General features: G+C 42.6%; 19 protein-coding genes. 13 read left to right on the top strand and 6 right to left on the bottom strand.

Going from position 1 to position 23,605, the window contains the following annotated elements; genetic code table 11:
- Positions 1–38 precede the first annotated feature (38 nt).
- Both hcp and AB4513_RS16410 read left to right on the top strand, forming a co-directional pair.
- Positions 39–1,700, top strand: coding sequence for a hydroxylamine reductase (hcp, locus tag AB4513_RS16405; protein WP_009845682.1), 1,662 nt, complete (start codon positions 39–41; stop codon positions 1,698–1,700).
- Between the two features lie 103 nt (positions 1,701–1,803).
- Positions 1,804–2,883, top strand: coding sequence for a hybrid-cluster NAD(P)-dependent oxidoreductase (locus AB4513_RS16410; protein WP_009845681.1), 1,080 nt, complete (start codon positions 1,804–1,806; stop codon positions 2,881–2,883).
- Positions 2,884–3,128: 245 nt separating this feature from the next.
- Here AB4513_RS16410 and AB4513_RS16415 read toward each other — a convergent pair whose 3' ends face one another.
- Positions 3,129–4,565, bottom strand: coding sequence for a glyceraldehyde-3-phosphate dehydrogenase (locus AB4513_RS16415; protein WP_009845680.1), 1,437 nt, complete (start codon positions 4,563–4,565; stop codon positions 3,129–3,131).
- 814 nt (positions 4,566–5,379) lie between these two features.
- On the opposite strand from AB4513_RS16415, the gene AB4513_RS16420 reads away from it, so the two are divergent.
- The gene (locus tag AB4513_RS16420; RefSeq protein WP_102257533.1) at positions 5,380–7,971 is read left to right on the top strand and encodes an ATP-binding protein; all 2,592 of its coding nucleotides are present in this window, start codon (positions 5,380–5,382) and stop codon (positions 7,969–7,971) included.
- A gap of 32 nt (positions 7,972–8,003) precedes the next feature.
- On the opposite strand, the gene AB4513_RS16425 is transcribed toward AB4513_RS16420, so the two are convergent.
- From AB4513_RS16425 to AB4513_RS16435, 3 genes are all read right to left on the bottom strand, one after another.
- A complete protein-coding gene (locus AB4513_RS16425; RefSeq protein WP_009845678.1) occupies positions 8,004–8,240 on the bottom strand; it encodes a hypothetical protein in 237 nt (78 codons plus the stop codon).
- A gap of 164 nt (positions 8,241–8,404) precedes the next feature.
- The gene (locus tag AB4513_RS16430) at positions 8,405–9,031 is read right to left on the bottom strand and encodes a D-Ala-D-Ala carboxypeptidase family metallohydrolase (RefSeq protein WP_009845677.1); all 627 of its coding nucleotides are present in this window, start codon (positions 9,029–9,031) and stop codon (positions 8,405–8,407) included.
- A 436-nt stretch (positions 9,032–9,467) separates the two neighbouring features.
- A complete protein-coding gene (locus AB4513_RS16435; protein WP_004730049.1) occupies positions 9,468–9,782 on the bottom strand; it encodes a DUF496 family protein in 315 nt (104 codons plus the stop codon).
- Positions 9,783–9,977: 195 nt separating this feature from the next.
- Here AB4513_RS16435 and AB4513_RS16440 point away from each other — a divergent pair, with 195 nt between their 5' ends.
- From AB4513_RS16440 to AB4513_RS16465, 6 genes are all read left to right on the top strand, one after another.
- Positions 9,978–10,178: a hypothetical protein gene (locus AB4513_RS16440; protein ID WP_009845676.1), complete on the top strand. Its 201-nt coding sequence runs from the start codon at positions 9,978–9,980 to the stop codon at positions 10,176–10,178.
- Positions 10,179–10,241: 63 nt separating this feature from the next.
- A complete protein-coding gene (locus AB4513_RS16445) occupies positions 10,242–10,898 on the top strand; it encodes a YceH family protein (protein WP_009845675.1) in 657 nt (218 codons plus the stop codon).
- The gene (locus AB4513_RS16450) at positions 10,899–11,213 is read left to right on the top strand and encodes a GIY-YIG nuclease family protein (protein ID WP_009845674.1); all 315 of its coding nucleotides are present in this window, start codon (positions 10,899–10,901) and stop codon (positions 11,211–11,213) included.
- A gap of 306 nt (positions 11,214–11,519) precedes the next feature.
- A complete protein-coding gene (locus AB4513_RS16455) occupies positions 11,520–12,614 on the top strand; it encodes a substrate-binding domain-containing protein (protein WP_009845673.1) in 1,095 nt (364 codons plus the stop codon).
- Positions 12,614–15,187: a quorum-sensing autoinducer 2 sensor kinase/phosphatase LuxQ gene (gene luxQ, locus AB4513_RS16460; RefSeq protein ID WP_009845672.1), complete on the top strand. Its 2,574-nt coding sequence runs from the start codon at positions 12,614–12,616 to the stop codon at positions 15,185–15,187. The genes AB4513_RS16455 and luxQ overlap by 1 nt, the downstream gene beginning before the upstream one ends.
- A 104-nt stretch (positions 15,188–15,291) precedes the next feature.
- Positions 15,292–15,642: a HopJ type III effector protein gene (locus AB4513_RS16465; RefSeq protein WP_009845671.1), complete on the top strand. Its 351-nt coding sequence runs from the start codon at positions 15,292–15,294 to the stop codon at positions 15,640–15,642.
- Between the two features lie 202 nt (positions 15,643–15,844).
- Here AB4513_RS16465 and AB4513_RS16470 read toward each other — a convergent pair whose 3' ends face one another.
- Entirely contained in the window at positions 15,845–16,153 is a 309-nt protein-coding gene (locus AB4513_RS16470; RefSeq protein WP_009845670.1) for a DUF1289 domain-containing protein, read from the bottom strand.
- A gap of 424 nt (positions 16,154–16,577) precedes the next feature.
- Here AB4513_RS16470 and yegD point away from each other — a divergent pair, with 424 nt between their 5' ends.
- The 4 genes from yegD (at position 16,578) to AB4513_RS16490 (ending at position 21,302) form a co-directional block, all read left to right on the top strand.
- Positions 16,578–17,930: a molecular chaperone gene (gene yegD / locus AB4513_RS16475; RefSeq protein ID WP_009845669.1), complete on the top strand. Its 1,353-nt coding sequence runs from the start codon at positions 16,578–16,580 to the stop codon at positions 17,928–17,930.
- Positions 17,931–18,440: 510 nt separating this feature from the next.
- Positions 18,441–19,496 carry a porin gene (locus AB4513_RS16480; protein ID WP_017097026.1) on the top strand — a complete coding sequence of 352 codons (1,056 nt, stop codon included), beginning with the start codon at positions 18,441–18,443 and terminating at the stop codon, positions 19,494–19,496.
- 390 nt (positions 19,497–19,886) lie between these two features.
- Complete coding sequence (locus AB4513_RS16485; RefSeq protein ID WP_009845667.1) at positions 19,887–20,519, top strand: fumarylacetoacetate hydrolase family protein; 633 nt, start codon at positions 19,887–19,889, stop codon at positions 20,517–20,519.
- A gap of 150 nt (positions 20,520–20,669) precedes the next feature.
- On the top strand, positions 20,670–21,302 hold the full coding sequence (locus AB4513_RS16490) for a LysE family translocator (protein WP_009845666.1): 633 nt from the start codon (positions 20,670–20,672) through the stop codon (positions 21,300–21,302).
- Positions 21,303–21,429: 127 nt separating this feature from the next.
- Here AB4513_RS16490 and AB4513_RS16495 read toward each other — a convergent pair whose 3' ends face one another.
- Complete coding sequence (locus tag AB4513_RS16495) at positions 21,430–23,154, bottom strand: phospho-sugar mutase (protein ID WP_009845665.1); 1,725 nt, start codon at positions 23,152–23,154, stop codon at positions 21,430–21,432.
- Positions 23,155–23,605: the final 451 nt, after the last annotated feature.

Here is a 23,605-nt window from a genome sequence, read left to right on the forward strand (position 1 = left end):
GTACTTACAGCTAATAAAAAATTACTGGAGCCCCTTATATGTTTTGTATTCAATGTGAACAAACAATTCAAACCCCAACCGTAAAAGGCTGTTCTTTCGCACAAGGCATGTGTGGAAAAACCTCGGAAGTATCCGACCTTCAAGACGTGTTGGTGCATTCTCTTCAAGGCGTTTCTTTTTGGGCAAGCCTAGGTCGCGCTTGCGATGTTATTGATACAGAAGTTGATGAGTGGGCGCCAAAAGCGTTCTTCGCAACACTGACTAACGTTAACTTCGACCCTGCTCGTATTATCGAATTCGCACAACAGTCTCATGAATTCAAGCAGCGTTTAGAGCAAAAAGTTCGTGCAGCAGCAACATTGATTGGTTTTGAAATTCCAGAACTTTCTGCAGCAGCACAGTTCGATCTTCCAACAGATTCTTCAGAGCTATTGGCACTTGCGCCTCAAGCTGCTGTAAACCGTGGTCACGACTCTCAACACGAAGATGTGATTGGCCTTCGTCTTCTTTGCCTATACGGCTTAAAAGGTGCGGCAGCCTACATGGAGCACGCTCGTGTTCTTGGTCAAACTGACAATGCTATTTTTGCTGAGTACCACGAAATCATGGCGTTCTTAGGTACAGATCCATCTGACCTAAAACAACTGCTAGATACGTCTATGCAGATTGGCTTGATGAACTACAAAGTCATGGAAATGCTGGATAAAGGTGAGACAGATACATTTGGTCACCCTCAACCAACAACCGTGAACGTGAAAACTAAGAAAGGACACTGTATTCTTGTTTCTGGTCACGACTTGCATGATCTAGAAAAGATCCTTCAACAAACCGAAGGCAAGGGCATCAACGTTTACACTAACGGTGAGATGCTACCAGCACACGGTTACCCAGAGCTAAACAAGTACCCACACCTTGCGGGTAACTACGGTAGCGCTTGGCAGAACCAGCAAAAAGAATTCGCTAACTTCCCTGGCGCAATTGTAATGACGTCTAACTGCCTGCTTAACCCTGATGTAGGTTCTTACGCAGACCGTCTATTTACACGCAGCATCGTGGGCTGGCCGGGTGTTGATCACCTTGAAGGCGATGATTTCAGCGCAGTAATTGACTGTGCACTGGCGCAAGAAGGTTTCAAACACGACGAGATCGAGCAGATGATCACTGTCGGCTTTGGTCGTAACGCACTGATGGAAGCGGCACCTGCGGTTGTTGAGCAAGTGAAAGAAGGCAACATCAAACACTTCTTCCTAGTGGGTGGTTGTGACGGTGACAAATCTGAACGTAGCTACTACACAGACTTCACAGCTCAAGCGCCAGAAGATTCAGTAATCCTGACATTGGCATGTGGTAAATTCCGTTTCAACAAAAACCAATTCGGCGACATTAACGGTATCCCACGTCTGTTAGATGTTGGCCAATGTAACGATGCTTACTCAGCGATTCAGCTTGCTATCGCACTGTCTCAAGAGTTTGATTGTGGTATCAACGAACTTCCGTTAACGCTGGTTCTATCTTGGTTCGAGCAAAAAGCGATCGTTATCCTGCTTACCCTGTTCGCTCTTGGTGTGAAAGGTATTTACACGGGCCCAACAGCGCCAGCTTTCCTAACAGAAAACCTATTAAAGATTATGCAAGACGAGTTCGATATGCGTTCTATCTCAACGCCAGAGCAAGATCTTAAAACAATCTTAGCGGCTTAATTTAAGCCAACTCTAAGCCCCGTTGTTGTGACGTTTTTCTAAAACAGACAACGGCGGGGCTTTTTCGATTTAAATCTTTAGTCATTAGCAAGGTACACGAACTATGTATGCATGGTCGGATAGCGATTCAATCAATTTAGTGTGTTTAAAGAAATGGCACGAGACGCCAGATACGGTCAGCTTTGAGCTTGGCAGCGTTCCACAAGACTTACATTTCAACTTTAAGCCAGGGCAATTTATTACTCTGGGTTTGTATATGCCGGCGAAAACCGATTACCGTGCTTATTCTGTAGCGTCTTGTCCTGAAGATAACCGCCTGAAACTGACGGTAAAGCGTGTGGAAGGTGGTTTGGTTTCGAACTTTATTGTTGATGAACTTGATGAAGGTGATGAGGTTTCTGTATTGAAGCCTGCTGGTGCGTTTAACTGTATTGATTGCATGCCAACGACGACCAAAAAAGTGACGCTAGTGAGTGCGGGTTGCGGTATCACTCCTGTGATGGCGATGGCAAAGTATTGGTTGGCTCAAGGCAGTGATATTGAGATCGACTTCGTCCACATGGCACGCAATAAGCGTGAGACCATTTACTTTCAAGAACTGCATCAATTAGATGAGGCGCACAGCAACTTCAATCTTAAATTGCTGCTAAAAGACAGTGAAGGAACATTAGCTCCTCAAGGTCGATTAGATAAGAATTGGTTAGTAAAACTAAGCCCAGATATTTTAGACCGAACTGTTTATCTGTGCGGCCCAGTTGGCTTTATGCAAAACATAGAAAGCTACCTGAAAGAACTAGAATTCAACATGGAAAATTTCTATCAAGAAAGTTTCACGCCAGCGAACCCAAACACGGATTCACTAGCCAATAGCAATACAGCTTCAGAAGAGTCACAAGCGGAAGCGTCTGCAGATTCAAATGGTGCCGTTAAGGTGTTTGTTCCTGCATTTGGCGCAGAAGTAGAAGCGGAAGCGGGTACACCACTGGCTGATTCATTAGAGAAAGCTGGAGTTCCGATTATTATTGCTTGTCGCAGTGGGATTTGTGGTTCTTGCAAGTGCAAAGTAACCAAAGGTTCAGTGGAATCAAGCAGCCAAGAAACATTGACGCCAGAACAGATTGAGCAAGGTTATGTCCTTGCGTGTTCGAGTACGATTCAGTCAGATGTTGAGGTTGAGCTGTAGCAGATGTGAAGTCGAGCTTTGTTAGAACGGTAAAAACAAAGTTGGCATAATAGAGACCAAAATTAAAGTACCAGATGTAAAAAGGCCACTTAGATCAGATAGAGAGAGCAGATCTAAGTGGCAACCTTCCTGTTTATACGGGGGAGTAAAACAAGAAGGGTTGCGAAGCCCATAATAGACTTCGCAGATATAATTATTATGTTGTGGAGCCGTTTGCGCTGAGTTAGTTACAAGATCGAAGTCGTTTAAACTTCAGGGTATGTCTTGTAACGAACACCCATCATCTGTTCCATACAGTGAACAACTTGGCAGCTGTAGCCAAACTCGTTGTCGTACCAAATGTAAAGAACAGCGCGGTTGTCTTGCGCGATAGTTGCAACACCGTCAACCACACCTGGGTGGCGAGAACCAACCAAATCGGTAGATACAATCTCGGTTGAGTCGGTGTAATCAATCTGTGCAGATAAAGTTGAAGATAGCGCCATTTCACGCAGGTATTCGTTCAACTCTTCTTTGTTTGTGCCTTTCTCAAGGTTTAGGTTTGCTACTGCCATTGAAACGTTTGGCGTAGGTACGCGAATCGCATTACCTGTTAGCTTACCTTCCATTTCTGGCATCGCTTTTGATACCGCTTTAGCAGCACCAGTCGATGTCAGTACCATATTCAATGAAGCAGCACGACCACGACGATCACCTGAGTGGAAGTTATCGATTAGGTTTTGGTCATTGGTAAATGAGTGAACCGTTTCGATGTGACCTGATAGGACACCAAACTTGTCGTGAACCGCTTTTAATACTGGCGTAATCGCGTTGGTTGTACAGCTTGCAGCAGAGATGATTGTGTCTTCTGGTTGAATGTCATTTTGGTTTACACCAAATACAACGTTCTTGATTTCACCTTTGCCTGGCGCAGTCAGTAGAACCTTCTTTGCGCCATTACACGCAACGTGTTGGCTTAGGCCTTCAGCGTCACGCCACACACCTGTGTTATCAACCACAAGTGCATTCTCGATACCGTAAGATGTGTAATCCACTTCTGCTGGCTTGTTTGCGTAGATAACTTGGATGAAGTTACCGTTAACGATGATCGCTTTACGTTCTTGGTCTACAACAATGCTGCCGTTGAATTGGCCATGAACAGAGTCACGACGTAGCAAGCTTGCACGTTTTTCTAAGTCACCATCTTTGCCGCCACGAACAACAATTGCACGTAAACGCAGTGGGTAACCTGGGCCACTTTTCTCGATCAATAGACGAGTAAGCAAGCGGCCAATACGACCAAAACCGTACAATACAACATCGCGAGGTTCTGTCATCGCCTCGCCTTCAAGCGATTCTAAAAGTGCAGTTTGTAGGAAATCATCCAACCCGTGTGTGTCTTCGCGATCTTGCCAGAATGTATGAGCAAGGCGACCAACATCGATACGACATGGAGATAAGTCCATAGAGAGAAGGTGTTGAATGATGGGTTGAGTCTGTTCTGCGGTAAGCGGAGAACCTGTGTAACGTTTTGCGATGCGGTGAGCTTTGATGATGTCGATAGTTGTTGCGTTAACCAGTGTTTTACCGAAGAGGATAACTTCAACGCCTTTTTGGCGATACAACTGACCTAAAGTAGGAGCGATTGATTCAGCAATAGTTTGACTAGTTTGCCAGTCTAGGAGGTGCTTTTCGGGACTCATCTTTACTCGGGACCTTTCACGTTAATGTCTGCAATCATAGCGAATGTAGGGTAGCCATGAGTGCATGGGGGAGTTGAGCTATCTAAGCTTTGGTGGTCTTTAACGCCACTTAAATTTGCTTGATATGCCTTGTGTGTAATTTGTAATTTTTATGTGGCAGGATTGTAAGGTACGACGAGTTATTCTGCTAGGAAAAATAAATGCAGATTAATTGTCTGAAAATTGGCTTTTAATTGGTCATAAATCAAGATTTTAGTGTCAAGAAAGGCTATTGACTTTAACAGTCTGTAGTACTTAATTTTCGCCAAAAAATACTCAGATCAAAACATAATGTGTAATAAAGGGAATTGCGATCATTAAAGATGTGATCATTAGCACTAGTTACACTTAAAAAGTAAACGACAGATAAGGTATTCAGCGAGTTTTCTTGTTCGACTTTTGAATAAGCTGAGTTTGAGTACAGAAAGTTAGTGACGCAAACGATTAGATCTCACAAATTTGACTTAACTTTGGTGTTTATTGGTTTCTAGAGCAGTGACTTGCGGTCATCTAGAGGCATAACCTTATCCTTTCACTTGTTTAAAATAGACCTTCCTCTTTAAATCCTGTATGTGGATAACGACTGACGCCAATTCCCTATGATTAGCTCATAATGTCATTTGTTCATATTCAATTTGATCAATAACTCCTGTTAATGTCCTATTCTTATATTGAGCTAGGTAAAAATACTATCGGGAAAGGAGTCGTTATAAAAATGATAAATATGTCAATTAGATGGCGTCTTATTTTTCTTTCAACAGTTTCTGTATTCATCATGTTTGGGTTTACAGTCAATGAAGTGCTCAAGAACGATAAGAAGATGAATCACCTTGAAGTAACGCGAATTAAGGTGGAAGCACTTCAATCTTTTAATGCTGTTTCAAGTGGTGCTTATCAATGGTTAGTGCTGTCTAAAGACTCGCCAGAGAAAGGTCCGTTGTTTTTAGAGCTGCAAGTGGAAGTGGATAGGCTTGCTCATTACGAAATACAACTTCAACAGTTCGACAACAGTTGGACTGTCGAGCCGCAGTTGATTGAGTTAAAGAGTGTGTTAAAGAAGCTCGCGCGGGTAACCACTAGTATTGACAGCGACGCATCACAGATTACTGTCAGCAACGCACAGCAAACAGAACGAGCCTTTGACCTGTTAAAAGGCGTGTTAATGGAGCTGTCTGAATATCGTGCCAATATAGTGGACGAAAAGATCAGCCAAACAGATACGATGTTTATCAATCTTACTCACTACGTGTTCTGGACTCAGCGAGAAGCGTGGCTGAGTTACCGCTTGTATCGTTCTCCAGAGCTGATTGATCAATATTTATTGAGCTATGTTGGTGCTTTAGAAAGGCAACAACAGCTGTTAGATACGTTTTTACGATCAGACAGCCACTCGCTGGAAATTAGCAAACTGTTAAACATGTTCTCCCAAGATGAATTTCAAGACCGATTTACGGCGCGGCTTCTCAAAGGTGACTTCTCGACACCTGAAATATATGAACATGTGGAAAGTTTAGAGCGAAAGAAGCTGGCGATCTCAAAGGCGGTTGGTGCTTATACCGATCAATTAAAGTTTGATTTGACAAAAAATATAGCGCTACAGAAAAGGCAAACGGCGGTTATGACATTGCTTATCCTTGTTGTTTCAGGTGCTTTGTTATGGCTTGGTGTCGCGACATCTTTGCGCTTAAATAGAAACTTATCGATTATCGTGAAAGGGGTGTCTGAATACGCGGATAGTTACGGCAAGCCTAAGGTGATTCATATTCAAGGTAACGATGAACTTGCCGAGTTTACTGAAACCCTCAATCGAGTGATGGAACGTAACTATCATCACAACAAAGAGCTGATAATAGCAAAAGAAGATGCAATTTCGGCTAACAAGGCCAAGAGTGCATTTTTAGCAAACATGTCTCATGAAATACGTACGCCGCTTAATGGAATTATAGGTATGGCGGAAATTTTATCTCAGAGTCAACTGAGTGCTAACCAACAAGAGGTACTTGAGGATATCGAGTCGTCTTCACATTCGTTGTTGGTGTTACTCAATGACATTCTCGATCTTTCTAAGATAGAGTCGGGTAACTTAATGTTGTCGCCGCATAATGCCGATTTGCGAGAAGCGGTTTACGACTCTGTGAGCGTAATTTTGTCGAAAGCGATCAGTAAAGACATTGAACTCGATATCAACATTGATGCTCAAACCCCAACACAGCTGTTTTTCGATGAGTATCGTGTTCGACAAGTGCTAACCAATTTGCTGTCTAATGCTATTAAATTTACCTCAAAAGGCACGATTACAACGGATATTGCTTATACACCGATGTCTTTGGGGCGAGGTAAGCTTGAATGCAGTGTGTCTGATACCGGGATTGGGATTGAGCCAGAGAAGCTAGAGTCCATTTTTGAACCTTTCACTCAAGAAGATGGCAGTATTACTCGCCAATTCGGCGGTACAGGGCTAGGGCTTGCGATTTGTCGGCAGCTTGTTGACTTGATGGGCGGCTATATTACCGCACGCTCAGTGAAAGGAGGAGGCTCTACATTCACCTTTTGTTTGTACGTAGACACGGTCGAGGCTCACGCTCAAACGTTCGATAACCTAAGCCGTGCGACAATTATTTCTAATTCTTTCAATTACCTCGATCAATTGGTCAAAGAGTGCGAGCGCTTAAATGTTCGACCTAATGTTGTGTCATCCATTTCGGATCTTGGTGAGAGCCTGAAAGAAAGTGACTTGGTGCTTTATTGTCACACGCTGCATCACTCTATGAGGAAAGATCTTGAGGCGTTAAAGGCGTTGTATCCGCTGACTCGCGTTATTGTGTGCCAGCATCACCTATTTAAAACCAATCTAATCACAGAAACGGTTCACTCGACTCATACATTACCATTTTTGGGTAGACGCTTCTTAAACAGCCTACGATCGCTTGATGCTGGTGAAGTACAAACACCGACTGTGGAAGTAAAAGATGAAGAAGTTCGTTCTCTGAATCGACGTATTCTGATTGTTGAAGACAACCTGATGAATCAGAAGATAGCGAGCTTCTTCCTTGAGCAAGCGGGCTATGAATATTTGATTGCCAGCAATGGCCAAGAGGCGGTCGATGTCATCACCCAGGGCGCTCAGTTTGATGCCATTCTAATGGACTGCATGATGCCAGTTATGGATGGTATAACGGCGACTCGTGTGATTCGAGAGTGGGAGACAGATCAACAAACCCCACCACTACCCATTATTGCTTTAACCGCTAGTGTCTTAGAAGAGGACATCAAAAATTGCTTTGAAGCAGGTATGAACGCCTACTTGCCGAAACCTTATAAATCCCACCAACTGTATGATCTTTTCAGTAGCCTTGATATTGTCTAATGGTTCCAGTATCAAGGCTAGCGCTGTGTGATTTAGCGTACTTCTTGCCCAAGGCTGTATTGTGCAACACAGCGGCCTACGTAGCTGATTTTTAGTAACCCGGCCACTAATATGGTGCTGATGTGTGCGAAAATTTGAATGGGTAGTGAGAAGTAATCGGCCATCGGATAAGCAACAATAATACTGAGTAGCATTAGCAAGGCGGTGATAGCTAAACTGAAATTTGAAACAGAAAGTAGAGTTTGAAAGCGTTGAGTCATCGTCTTCATATTGAATTCCTAATTGCTATTAATAATTATGATACTTGTTATCAATAGCAATTAGCGTTCCAGTTATATTTTTATCATTAAATCAATGGTTTAATTTTATTGTTTCTATTTTTAAGTCGTAATGACTCTGTTTCTTTGTGTGTCTTAATGACCCATCCGTGTTCTTACCACTGTCTGAATCCACAAGTATCGATGTGGAATCGAACACCAGAATACAAACCCAGTCCAACGTTATTCTTTTGCCCAAATTCCGCATGAATCTTTTTAAGCTTCACGTGTAGATTTTCGCGAGTAATATCATTAGCAGGCACTAAGTCTAAAGCGCAGAACTCTAAGTGTTTACTTCGCAGTGCGCCACCCGCTTGCTTATTGTAGATATCGGTTCTTTCTCCAGACACAGGAATTACAACGCCAATCTCAGGCTCAATATATTGTTGAATGTACTTAAGGGTATTAATCATTTTTGGTACATGCTTTTTATTGGGTAGGGTAAACAGAGTGGTGTTGCTCATTGCCCAGTCGGTGCCTTGCAACAAGACTAAGTGCAGAGGCATGCTTTGGGTGATGCCGTTATCTTTGAGTTGCTGTCCGATCGCCTTGACTTGATCTTGGGCGTGGTTAAGGAGCATCCAACCTCGAAATGCTGATCTCGTGGGAACTTTGTAGCCATGAACATCGACTACGAGGTCGTCATAAGTGATTTCGGTTTCTTCGGTATAAAGTTTCTCAAATTTTTCAGGGTAAGGTTGCGTTGTTGATAGTGCCAAGGTAATCAGAATACTTCCGTACATAAAGTCTCTCCATCGCTTAGGTTCGCCTAGTTATTAACGTTCACCTAGTTACTTACGTACACTAAGGATATTACGTTCGATTAAGTATAGACGCCGGAATTTAGGCACAAAAAAACCCACTACAAAGAGTGGGTTATGAGGGCGTGTTGACCTTTCGAGCTGGTTTTTGCAGCGAATTGCTGGGTATTTATACAAGACAGAGGCGTCGATGTGTAGCTAGCCTACATGAGAAGCCGATAACGCAGTAGAAATGACCAGCAAACGCTGCCCGAAGGGTTCGGCTAAAAGCGCTTTACTCTTTGTTGAGGGAGATTTGCTTAGAATGACTAGGCTACTTCCCCCTCGCCGCGATTAAAACGCTTTTATCTCGAACAAAATTTAACCTCGAAAGGTCAACACGCCCTAACATTGTTGCAAGTAAATTCGCTAGGTTAGATTACTTCTTACCTTGAGTTTGCTTGTCTTCTTCTGTTAGTTCACGAATACGACGGCTGATGTCGCGACGAGCTTTAGAGATCTCTGCACTCTTGATGATGTGATCATCAACGCGGTCTTCGTAGTCAGCTTTCATGTTTTTGATAATGCCTAGGATCTCGTCGTGAGTCATCTCTGGCTTGATGTAATCAAGTAGGTTATCAAGAAGGTCGACACGCTTGCGGTTGTCACGAACTTTCTTTTCGTTGTCTAAAAGTTCACGCTTAAGTTTGTTCTTACGTCGTGCTTGGTTAACAATTTCAAATACGCTGCTCATAGATTCCTTTTCCTAATCGTCAAATACGTTGTCTGGTTCTGATTAAAGCACATCAATTGATGATGTAACAGTATTTAGATCAAAGCAAAAGTAAGGTTGTTTAATTATTCGTCACTCTCTCTAACGTGTGATTGTTTTTATCTTACCGTTCAAGTTAGTATCCCATCTAGATACTGCATTGATACGACATGTGAAATGAATCAACAACAATTGGAAACAGAAGATTTGGGCGACGATGTCGTTGAATCTTCGGCAGAACAAAATAAGCTTCGTGATGCGTATGTACAAGAGCGCACTAATTTGGAAGTCGTGGAAATAGAGCTAAATCGTTCTAAGATCATAATGATTGATGAACAAGGCAGAAAGAAACGAGTACCGATTTTGTCTGAGCATTAGCCATGACTGGCTGCATTGTTAAATGTTGAGATGGAATTATCAAAATAATAAAAAGGAAAAACGATGAACACAGTACTTTCCCCAATTGAAGCGAGAATTATCGGTTGTTTGATCGAGAAAGAAGTGACTACTCCAGATCATTACCCACTGACACTAAATAGCTTAACAACGGCTTGTAATCAAAAGAGTAACCGTGAACCAGTGCTCTCTCTGTCTGAGTCAGACGTTTTAGATGCGGTTGATGGTTTGATAGGACGTCGTATGGTGAGCGATGAAAGCAGCTTCAACAGCCGAGTTAATAAGTATCAGCACCGTTTCTGCAACACTGAATTTGGTGATCTGCAATTTACAGAGCAAGAGCGTGCAATCATCTGCTGCATGCTGCTTCGTGGGGCCCAAACCCCGGGTGAGCTTCGTACTCGAACTGGTCGTCTTGCAAACTTTAGCGATGTGAAAGAAGTTGAATCAATACTCGAAAAACTCGCGGCAAGAGAAGCGGGTGTGTTAGTCGTGAAGTTACCACGAGAAGCGGGTAAACGAGAATCACGCTACCAACACTTACTGAGCGGCGAAGTAGACATTGAAGCGTTTGCGACGGCATCGGTAAGCGCTGTTTCATCATCTGCAACCAGTGAAAAGTTTGAAGAACTTGAATCAGAAGTCGCGAGCTTACGTGAAGAAGTGGCAGAGCTTAAGGCTCTGGTTGAATCACTGCTTTAAATGTCGGAATCTGACAAAAATGCGGATTGGGTCGTGTATTTGATCCGCAATCGACACAATGCCCTTTATTGTGGAGTGACGAATAACTTAGAACGTCGATTCGAACAACATCAAACGGGCAAAGGTGCAAAAGCCTTAAAAGGTAAAGGCCCACTTAAGCTGGTTTGGAGTATTGGTGTTGGGTCAAAAAGTGAGGCGTTAAAGACCGAATACGCGATCAAACAATTACCTAAATCTCGTAAAGAAAAATTAGTATCACTCAAACTAATCATTGAGTGGCAACAAGACAAAATTCAGTATATTCCAGTATCGTAACTTATCGTTAGAGTTCTTATTCTCGGCTGAATGTTAGTCACGTTAATTGTTGCAAGGTTACCACTTAAGTTATTGATTAAATGGTAATGTTTTTACTTTCAATTGAGTTGTTTTATCTTAGGACTCATTAATCTTAGTCTCTATTCCAAATTTACACACTGCACATTTAGAATGACATTCCAATTAGTATTAGACGCTATCATTTATCCTCGTTGTCCTACATAATATCTTTCAGCCATACAAAGAGATGGTGTCATGCTAGGTTAAAAAAATGAGCCAAAGTAGCTCATATAAAACGAGAAAAATATGAAACGTTTACTTATATTATTGGGAGTTGCCGTGTTTTCTGCGTCTGCTCTCTCCCACGGTACCCACGTCCTGAATGGCTATTGGGAATATCAGGATTACCTCACTAAATTTCCAGAGCAAAAAGCATTGACCGATAAAATGGTTGAAGCTGTGCAAAATCCCCCTGTGCCATTGAGGCAAGTTCAGGATGAACCTATCACGATTTCAGTTGTGTACCCGGGGCAACAGATCTCTGATTATTGGGTTCGTAATATCCAAGCCTTTGAGAAACGCCTAGATAAATTGAGGATCAATTATCAAATAAATCAGGTTTTTACTCGTGATAATGCTAACCCCTCTCAGCAGAGTATCTCTTTGCAAGAAGCGATTGAAAATAAAACGGATTATTTGATTTTCACGTTAGAGACGACGCGACACCGTAAGTTTATTGAACATGTGTTGAGCTCAACGGACACCAAGTTGATTTTGCAAAATATTACCACACCAGTACGTGCATGGGCCGATAGGCAGCCGTTCATGTACGTGGGTTTCGACCATATGACGGGGAGTTTAAAGCTAGCGGATTACTTCAAACAAGTGAGTGAACCGGACAGCAAGTATTCTGTGTTATATCGTTCTGAAGGTTATATTAGTGATGCTCGTGGAGATACCTTTATCCATGATGTGAATTCTGATACTAACTTTGCTCTTAAGTCGTCGTTTTACACAAAATCAAGTAAAGAGAGCGGTTACCAAGCAGCTAAAATCAGCCTAGCTAACGATAAGGATCTAAACTTTATTTATGCATGCTCAACGGATGTTGCTCTGGGCGCAGCAGAAGCTATTCGAGAATCTGGTCGAGATGTCTTAGTTAATGGCTGGGGAGGCGGCTCTGCAGAATTGGAAGCTATAGCAAGGGGCGACTTAGATGTTACGGTCATGCGCATGAATGATGATACGGGTATTGCGATGGCAGAGGCAATTAAATGGGATCTTACCGGGTTGGAAGTTCCTACCGTTTATTCAGGTGAGTTTGAAATTGTGACTAAAGAGGATTCTCCAGATCGTATTTTAGAACTTAAGCAGCGAGCATTTAGGTACTCAGACCAATAATGAAAAAAAGCTACGCCATTACACCAAAGAACACTTTAGCCAAATTAATTACGCGTATCATTATTTTAGTGATTGGCGTGATGGCGCTTGGCGTGCTTATTCATAACTATGAAACAAGCAGTAGGATCGTTAAGCAAGAGACGAATAGAACGGTTAAGCAAACTTCTAGCTTGATCCAAAACATGTTCGATTATCGATTGTCAGTGCTGCAAATCCATCAAGACAGTAGCTCACACAGTGAAACTTTAAGGGAGTATTTTGATACCAACAATGAAGAGGCTCTGAGCTACTTTTTTTATGGTGTTGACCAACGTGAGCCTGATTATGCTCCTGATTTGCGTTTTGTTTCAACTTATAATGGTTTAGCTTGGGAAGATGGCAATGGGCAGTTCTATGGTTTGGATGAATCTAGTTTAAAACATATATCTGATGAGGTCGCTTTTAGCAGTAACTGGCACTTCATTCAGCTGACTACGGATATCGGTAAGCGTCATTTGTTGGCTCGTCGAACCCCTATTGTTGATAACAAAACCGGTGAAGTTCTAGGGCAGCTTTATGTCGCTATTGTGCTCGACAACAATTTTTCATTGGCTGAATCTATCCAGCAAGGCAGCAATTGCGAAAATATCGTTATTGAAGCGCATGGTACTCCGGTGACATCGACATTCAGTGGCGATGAAAGCTATACGATAAAAGACGTCCTCAGCTATGAAATGTACGAGCAGCTACCTCGTCATTTCGTCACTATTGCAACCATTAAGATCAATGCTGTTGAAACCCCCCTAACCATTCGCGCGATCCAGAAAAACACTAACCTCATTGCACTCGAAGATAATTATGAACGTACCATCATTGTTATGATTGTGGTGATCATCATCATGTCTTTCCTTGCGCGATCTTGGATTCAAAGAAGAGTCGCGGCAGAACTTGATAAGTTAATGGAATTCACTCGTTCTGCAAGTGGTAATGAAGAGTTCAGCAAGTTTGATGGTTCAAATATTTTCGAATTTCACCACATTGGCTGCACGTTGGAAGATACTTTTGAGCGCTTATCTGAGCAACACCAAAAATTTCAAGATCTGTTTAATTTTGCGCATTCTCCAATTTTGGTTTGGTCCGAAAAAGGTGACTTAATTCAGATGAACCCAGCGGCTCGTATGGCGCTATTTGATGAAGATGATAACTATGGTGCAATGGCTCGAGAGTTTGAGCTCCGTATGTTGCCGAATATCCAGATGGTGGTTCAAGGCTCTAAACTAACGGGCATTAACGTGCCAATCGGCGAGAAGGTTTTTCGCTGGAACATGTCTGCAATCCGAGTTGAACACGGCATTACCGGTGTGGTGGTGCAAGGTCAAGATATTACTAAACTTATAGAAGCAGAAAGACAGGCAGATCGAGCGCGTGAAGAGGCAGAGCATCTTGCCAGTGTGCGTGCAGACTTCCTCGCTAAAATGAGTCACGAAATTCGTACGCCATTGAATGGTATCCTCGGTGTCTCTCAGTTGCTTAAACGTTCAATACACGATGAAGATAACCGTGATCAGGTTGATGTACTTTGCCATAGTGCAGAACATCTACTGGCGGTACTAAACGATATTTTGGACTTCTCTAAGATAGAGCAGGGACAATTTAATATTCAGAAGAAAGATTTCCTCTTAGGAGAGTTAGTTAACACCTTAGATAGCATCTATCGCCCACTTTGTGAGGATAAATCCGTCGAGTTCACCATTGTGAATCACTTGGTTGATGACATCAAAATACACACCGACCAGGTTCGCTTGAACCAGATCATGTTTAATTTACTGAGCAACGCCCTTAAGTTCACTCATCAAGGCAGTATTTCCGTCAGTTTTGAAATCGAAAGTATCTTGAATACTGATTACGCTAGCTTGATTGTTCGAGTAAAAGACAGTGGCATCGGTATTGATGAGAGTAAGATCGATGCTATTTTTGAACCTTTTGTTCAAGCAGAAGAAACGACGACTCGGGAGTATGGCGGTTCAGGACTTGGGCTTACGATTGTAAAGAATCTTGTCGATATGCTGGAGGGAGACATTCAAGTCCGAAGCGTTAAAGATCAGGGGTCTGAGTTCATTGTAGAAATCCCAGTGGAGTTACACTCCAAGCCTCTGTTAGCCGACGTTAAGAAACAAGCCGACATGGAGCCTGAGGCGTTGTTTAATCGTTCGTTGAAAGTGCTGCTAGTGGAAGATAATCACACCAACGCCTTTATCGCACAGGCATTTTGCAAAAAGTATGGGATGGTGGTTACTTGGGCAAAAGGTGGCTTGGAAGCGATAGAGCTAGCAAAAAGCACGGTTTACGATCTTATCTTAATGGATAATCAACTCCCTAATCTGGGTGGAATTGAAACCACTCAGCAACTAAGAGAGCAAATTGGCGTAACAGCTCCGATTTATGCGTGTACTGCCGATGCTCAAGAGTCAACAAGAGAAAGGTTCATGGCTGCTGGAGCAAATTATGTGATCGTAAAACCGATAAAAGAAGCGTCGTTGCACAAAGCTTTTGTTCATTTCAAACAACTGTACTGGGATGATACTCAGCATTAAGTCGAAGCTAGAAAGTGAGTCACTGATTCAAGGAAACAACGGCTTACTCTTGCTGAAAAACAAGATACACTGCTTCAGATATGTACTTGATGGAGAAATATTAAATGGAACTGCAAACCTTATTGAATACTCTGGCTGATACCCCAGAAAGCGTGCAATTTGAAGACACAATAAAAGTGATAGAAGCTCATTATGATTTTGCTGAGAGTGAATTTCGTAATGGCGATGTAGTGAATGCCGCTGGGCAGAATAATGGTTCGTGTAAGATTTTTGCTTTTGGTTTAGAGCAAGGTCTATCTGCAGAGCAAATACTTGCTTGTTTTGGTCAATTTTATCGTAATGACGTATTAGGTTTTCCCGAGAACACTGACCATCAAAATATTCGTAACTTCATGACTCATGGCTGGAGCGGAGTACAGTTTTCTCAGCCTGCGCTGATTGCAAAATCGAAGTAACCACTAACTAGATAACTATTAGTAAGTAGTAAGTAGTAAGTAGTAGGTCGAAACTTAATGTCGTATCTTGAAGCGAGAGAACAACCTCTCGCTTTTTTGTATATGATGAACAGGCTCGTAAGCTGCTGAGTAGCTTTGTAAGCTATTGATTATGTTTGCAAGCTTTTGATTATGTATGAAAACTATTGACTAGGTTCGTAAGCTACTGAATAGGCAAGGCAGACAGGCATTTACGGCACATGCACGCACCAGTTTTTGGAATGTTGCTAGTATCACGCTTCTCTAACTCAAAACACCAACACGTCTCTTTACCCGCACTAATATCGCATTGAGCTGGCTCATGACACTGCGGACATTGGTGAGTCGAACTCTCGCCACTAAGGTTATCCATGACTGACGTTCGTTCGTCTTCAGATAAGCCTTTCCAACCTATAATTTCATCCATTGTTCGAAAGCAGCCACTGCACATTCCGCCATTATTTTTACAAGCCGCTCGGCAAGGTGTTTTCATCTATCTAACCCATGATTCATTTGGGCTGAAATGTAGCATATTTGTTTCCTTTTTAAGAGTCATCAAACCAAAAACACAAGGGTCTGTTGATCTTTCGAGCTGATTTTTGCAGCACTTTGTGGGAAATTTCTACAAGGCAGAGGCTTTGAAGTGTAGCTAGCCTACATGAGAAGCCGATAACACAGTAGAAATGAACCACAAAGGCTGCCCGAAGGGTTCGGTTAGAATCGTTTTATACTTTGTTAAGATGTATTTACTTAGAATGACTAGGCTACATACATCTTGCCGCGCCTAAAACGATTCTATCTCGAACAAAAATTTAACCACGAAAGGTCAACAGACCCTAAGTAAAATCGACAAATGACCTCGTAATTTAAAGGCTTTTCATGTAGCATCTCGCCCCTTTTGTTGAGTGGGGGATATTATGTTTATTGGGTTTGATTATGGAACAGCGAACTGTTCTGTCGCGGCGATGGTTGATGGAGAACCAAGCCTGTTACCATTAGAAGGTAGCAACCATTATATTCCCTCAACGGTATTTGCACCTACTCGTGAGAGCGTTTCTGAGCACCTATTTCGCCATTTGAATATCAAACCGAGTGATGCGATTGGTGAGCAGGTGTTGCGACGTGCTATCGCTCTGAACCGAGAAGAGAGTATCGACCTAGTGCCAGAAGACATGGCATTTGGTCAGGCTGCATTGGACCTTTATTTGGAAGACCCTCGTGACGTTTATTACGTTAAGTCCCCTAAGTCTTTCCTTGGTGCCAGTGGATTGCATGATGTTCAGGTGAGTTTCTTCGAAGATTTAGTGTGCGCCATGATGGCGAATATCAAGCATCAAGCTGAAATCACGACTCAAGAGCCGATCAAACAAGCTGTTATTGGGCGACCAATTAACTTCCACGGTCGTGGTGGTGAAGAAGCAAACCGACAAGCCGAAGATATACTCTCACGTGCAGCCAAACGTGCAGGTTTCCTTGATATCGCTTTTCAGTTTGAACCGGTCGCTGCAGGCCTTGATTACGAAAGTACTCTGACTGAGAACCAAACGGTATTGGTTGTCGATATTGGTGGTGGTACCACCGATTGCTCATTGTTAGAAATGGGGCCAAGTTGGTCTGGTAAAGCGAACCGCACCCAAAGCTTGTTAGCACACAGTGGACAAAGGGTAGGGGGTAATGATCTTGATATTTACCTTGCCTTCAAACAATTGATGTCACCTTTCGGTATGGGTAGTAAGGGTATTTCGGGTATCGATATGCCGTTGACTCAATTCTGGAATCCAATTGCGATAAACAATGTAGAAGCTCAAAAAAACTTCTATTCAAGGGAAAACCTAGCCGCGTTAAAGTTACTTCGTAAAGAAGCTTCAGAGCCTCAAAAGTTAGACCGTTTAATGAAGGTCTATCACGATACTTTAGGTTACAGCATTGTGCGTCGGGCGGAAGAAGCCAAGATTGCATTGGCAGAATCCTCCCAATATCGAACAGCAATCAATGTTGCATCAGAGCTGATTGAAGTGGATATCTCCGTTGAGCAGATGATTGAAGCGATTGAAACGCCAAAATCTAAGATGATTGAATTGGTTAAAGAAGCGATTCAACAAGGTCAGAAAAAGCCAGATGTCATCTACATGACGGGTGGTTCTGCCCGTTCTCCTATTCTTCGAGAAGCAGTACAACAAGCCGTACCGAATGTGCCAATTGTGAGTGGTAACTATTTTGGTTCCGTAACTTCAGGCCTAGCACGTTGGGCTGAGGTTTGCTTCAAATAAGAATGTACTAACTTGTATTAGGGCAACCAGTCACGGATTGGTTGCCCTTTTTTTGTATTTTCTCTAGTGAACTTTCAATAAAGCAATAGCCAATAATTAATAAAGCAACTTATCCTAGTTCAAATTGGGAATTGTTTCACAAGGCTAAATATTTCAGTACGGCTCATTATGTTACAGGATGTTTCTAGGTTAATGGTATGTCGCAGAATGGTCTGGAAAGTCGTTTGTAGCTTAAGTGTCTAATGCTGTTTTTATGATTGGAAAATCAAAAAATCAAAGGTTTTTATATCAAAGAATACCAAAAATTAGCTTGAGGTTTGTTTTTAATACTTTGTTTTTAATGATGTTTTTTGTTTTTATAGCGCGATTTTTTTTATTTTATATATTTTAATGCAACTTTTTTGGCAGTCGTATATTAGTGTTTTCCCACTTGTTAAATGCAGGTAACAACCTCTTCGTAAGTACGAGGTTGTTATGGAATCACTCTCCCAGTTACAAATGGATATGACAATGAATAAGAAACTTTTAGCGCTAGCAATTTCTGGTGCAGTATTTGGTACACAGGCAGTTGCGGTAGAGCTTTATAACGAAGACGGTACAGCCTTCTCTGTTGGTGGTCACGTTTCTGTAAACCTGAATGGTTCAGAGAAAGGCGATACGGATGTTGGTACAAACTCACCACGCATCAACTTTAATGCTACGCAAGAATTAGGCAATGGCTTCACAGCTGACGCTAAAGGCGAATGGGCGCTTAATTACCTAAACGGTGGTGACGAATCGTTTACTACTCGTCTTGGTTACGTAGGTTTAACTCATGATGAGCTAGGTCGTGCTGTTGCAGGTACGCAGTGGGCGCCATACTACGATGTAGCTTCAGCTACTGATATGCCGATCGCTTTCGCGAACGATTTCTTATACGACAACCACGGTGCTCTAGGTACTGGTCGTGCAGACAAAATGGCAAGTTACCGCAACGGATTTGATTTTGGTGAAGCGGGTGAGCTTAGCTTTGGTCTAGGTTGGCAGGGCAGCAATGACGTAACGACTGACACTGAAAACGTTCTTGGTGGTGTTGTTGTTACTACTCGTTCAACGGTGTCTTACGATGACCGTATTCAAGCGACTCTTGGTTACTCAATCGCTGGTGTTAAATTGGGTTATGCCTTCAACACTGGTGACTTCAAAGAGGGTGGTGTTTCTAAGACGGCTGAATCTCACCTAGTTTCTGCTGCATACGGTTCTTACGGCTCAGGTTTATACCTAGCAGGTATCTACGCTTCAAACGAAAACATGAACGTAGGCCTTGAAGAAAGTGATGCATATGAATTGCTAGCGGCTTACGCTTTAGCGAACAGCTTAAACTTAAGCGTTAACTACGAAGTTGTTGAAGGCGAAGCGACGAAAGGCGCGGCAACACAAACTGACCGTGAAGAGCTAGCTCTACAAGCTGAATACAACTTTACGAGTAATGTTGTTGGCTACACTGGCTATCAGTTTGATCTAAACGATGCTGACAACAGAAAAACTGACGACAAGTGGACTATTGGTGCTCGTTTCTACCTATAAGTCGCGACTCATTGAGTTTGACCACTATTATGCATAGTGTTTACTCCTTAAATTTACCTTTTCGGATACTGTCCTAGACACCATGCTAAGCCCTCTCAAGCCTTTTGGTTTGAGAGGGCTGCTTTCGTTCTATACGCATCTGTTTTAGCTTTTCCTTCATGTTACCCAGCCATTTATTTCATCTACGTAGCTATGGTCTACGCAGCGATGATCTACGTAGCTAAGGCTCTTGTCATTAGTTCTTATACGTCGCGATCTTCGAATAAAAGTATTTAAATCATTTAATTGAGCTAAAGATCAGAATTTAGATATTGGTAACCATCTTGTCGAAGATTCTCTTTTAATGATGCGGTAAACTCTGCGCTCTAAAAAACAGTTTAGGGACAAACTATGAGCAGCGTTGTAGATCAGGAGCAATTGATGAATTCGAAACGAACAGCAACACCCAGCAAAGTACTGTGTATTGGGCGCAATTATGTTGATCACATCGAAGAGCTTAATAATGTTATCCCTGACTCTATGGTGGTGTTTAATAAGCCGAGCACTAGCGTTACGTCTTCTCTATCATCTTTCCATCAAGAAACGTTACATTATGAAGCTGAAATCTGCTTCATTGTTGAAAACGGTGAATACTCTGCCGTGGGGCTAGGTTTAGACCTTACCAAACGCGAGTTACAAAGTAGTTTGAAGGCGAAAGGTCTGCCTTGGGAGCGTGCTAAAGCTTTTGATGGTTCTGCTGTTTTTAGTCGCTTTGTTCCCATAGATAACTTGGACCTATCTGACTTAAACATAGAGTTATTTATTAACTGTGTCCGCGTTCAAAAAGGGCATGTTGAACAGATGCTTTATTCCCCACAGACCATCCTCGAAGAGTTATCTTCTTATACGACTTTGCTTGACGGTGATGTTGTGATGACGGGCACTCCGAAAGGTGTTGGAGAGGTACATCAAGGTGATATTTTCCTTGGTCGTCTAAAGTGTGGTGAAACCACTGTGATTGAGATCGAGTGGGTAGCACGTTAATTAGTCTTTTGTATTTAGTTAATAAATTGGTTTTACTGTTTATTAATGGTGTTTAATTCGATTGATTTAACACCTAGCAACTGATTGCATCTGGAAGGGTGTTAGTAATTGATATAAAATTCGCCTCCATTTTTATCAATACTGAAACCCATGATCGATTTAACCATCCTACCTGTTTACCTGACGGCCGTTGTAGCTCTTCTCCTTTTACCAGGCCCTGATATGTTACTCATCGCAAGCTCAAGCATGAGCTATGGCCGTAAAGTCGGTGTGTTTGCGAGCTTAGGTAATGCGACTTCTGGAATTATCCTGACAGTATTGGCAGCAATGGGCGTTTCAGCATTGATTGCGATGAGTCCAGTGGCTTTAAAAGCTCTTCATCTATTAGGCGGTGCATACTTATTAAAGATGGGGTGGGATTGTCTTCGAACAGAACAGGGCAATGCGCCTGAGTTAAGCGATAACCGTGCTGCAAAAGCGTACTACCAACGAGCACTTATTAGTAACCTGCTTAATCCTAAAGCGTTGGTTTTTTTCGTGATGTTCTTACCGCAGTTTGTATCGACGAGTATTGAAGCGACTTCGGGCGAGCAGATGCTCGTTCTGGGTTTATTGCTGAATGTGCTAGGTTTGACGTTCAACTTTTTACTTGTGGCGTTAGTGGGCACTATTGGTAAATCTTTGGTAGAAAATGCAAAGTTTCGTACCTATCAGCAAAAAGTGATGGGCGGAGTTTTCATCGTGTTAGCGGTGTGGATGTTGTCTTCCTTCTTTACCTCGTAGACTGCAACTCAAACAGTTTATCGGGGTTAGCCGCCGATACAAAAATGGACGCTTCGAGCGTCCATTTTTTATGTCTATCAGTTACATATTGCACTTCATGGAACTGATGTTTTGAAAGAATGATGATCTAAGAGTTCAACTCTTTCTGGTGTTGTTCGATGAGCCTATCCATGTACTCTTCACCGCGCTTGCGAGTATCGTCATAGGTTTCTGTCCCTTCGAACTTTGTTACCGTCTCATAATAAACCTTAACTTTTGGTTCTGTTCCTGAAGGGCGGACGATAATGCGTGAACCATCCTCGAGATGATAGATGAGTACGTCACTTACTGGCAGGTTAATCGCTTCGGTAGCCCCACCGACAATAAAGCGCAAAGAAGACTGCAGATCTTCAATCACAGAGATAGCGACACCGTTTATTGCTTTAGGTTGTGCCGCTCGGAGTTTAGAACCAATCGATGGTGAATCTGGGTCTAGGGCAATACTTCGTTGCGCGTTGGTATGAACCCCATGTTCAAATGAAATTTGAGCGAGAAGATCCCAAACGGTTCGCCCTTGAGATTTTAACTCCTCAACCAGTTGAGCAAACACGACGATAGCAGACAGCCCATCTTTGTCTCGTACCTGAGTACCAATTGTGTAGCCTAACGCTTCTTCATAGGCGAACAAGAACTCGTTTTTCTCATCTTCTAATTGCATGCCAATATTCGCTAACCATTTAAAGCCAGTCAGCGTTTGGAAGTAAGTCGCACCATGGGATTGAGCCACTTTCTCAAGTAGAGTTGAAGATACGATACTGTTACCAACTAACTGGTTTTTAGTGTGTGGCTTTGATAGCAAGTAGTGCGCGAATAACACACCCACTTGGTCACCCGTGAGCATTTTGTACGAGTCATCTTCAGTTCTAACTTTATCATCGGTTCGAACGGCAACGGCAAATCGGTCTGCATCTGGGTCATTAGCGCAAGCGATGTCGGCATCGACACTTTTTGCTAAGTTAACCACAAGATCCATCGCGCCTTTTTCTTCCGGATTGGGGAAGTTTACGGTTGGGAAGTGACCATCTGGTTCTCTCTGTTCGGCAACACTGAACACCTTATGGAAACCAGAATCATGAAGTAGATCTTCCGCCATTTGTGCGCCGACACCATGCATAGCGGTATAGGTGATGGTGGTGTTCGCCGATTCGATCTCTTTACTCACGTGTGGACTCTGGTTGATAGCAGCACGATAGGTCTGATAGTAACCTTCAGTTAACCATACCAACTTACCTTGTGTTTCAGCGTCACTAAGGCTCATCAATGGGATGGGCTTGGTCGATGCGATATCTATTTCAGCAGCAATGCCTGCATCATGAGGGGGAATGATTTGAGCGCCATTCTCCCAGTACACTTTGAAGCCATTGTACTCCGGCGGGTTGTGGCTCGCCGTCACGACAACCGCCGCCGCCGCGTTGAAGTGCTCAATACCAAAGGCAACGATAGGTGTCGCTGCAACATTCGAAGTTAGGTAAACCTTAATACCTAAAGCGGTGAGTACAGAAGCTGTATCAATCGCGAATTGCTTTGAATCTAAACGACCGTCGTAGCCAACCACTACACCACGCATAGAGGCATTTTCGACATGTTCAATTAAATAGTGGCCAAGGCCTGTGGCTGTTTCTTGTATGACCAAGCGGTTCATTCTATTTGGGCCGCATCCGACTTTGCCGCGCAGTCCCGCCGTTCCGAATTCTAATCGTTGAATAAAGCGGTCTTCAAGTTCGTCGTGCATTCCCTCATCGATAAGGTATTGAAGCTCTTCACGAGTTCTTGGGTCTGGGTCTCTCGCTAACCAGTTCATTGCATCTTGCATAATCACTAAACCTTTTAATATCGGGGTGTCTTTCTGTTGATTTAATTTAAATGATACTGATTATCATTTCTATGAAAGCAATCGTAAAACTCGATTTAAAATAAATTCCAACAGCAAGGGAAAGGCATATGGGTAAAGCCACTTCAAATAATTGACTGTTTAATAAGTAAACTTACCTTGAACAATTGGATATCACTAACTAGCCTTTTACATAAATATAACAAAACTTAACAAGTTCGTCGTTTTTGAATCTTTAGTGGAAACTTACAACGCTTATGATCCGTATCGGTTCTTAAGTTCAGATGATGTCAGCAGCCCGTTTACAGGCTAGCTCCATGTGAGTTGTAGATTGAGATTCAGCTTTTCATGTTCAGCTGGAATAACAATGAATGTTGTCTGGCTCGGAATGACACATAGCTCGTAATGACATGTAGTTCGTAATGAAACGTAG

This window comes from Vibrio sp. 10N.222.54.E6, assembly GCF_041473955.1.
Classification (GTDB): Bacteria; Pseudomonadota; Gammaproteobacteria; order Enterobacterales; family Vibrionaceae; genus Vibrio; species Vibrio tasmaniensis_A.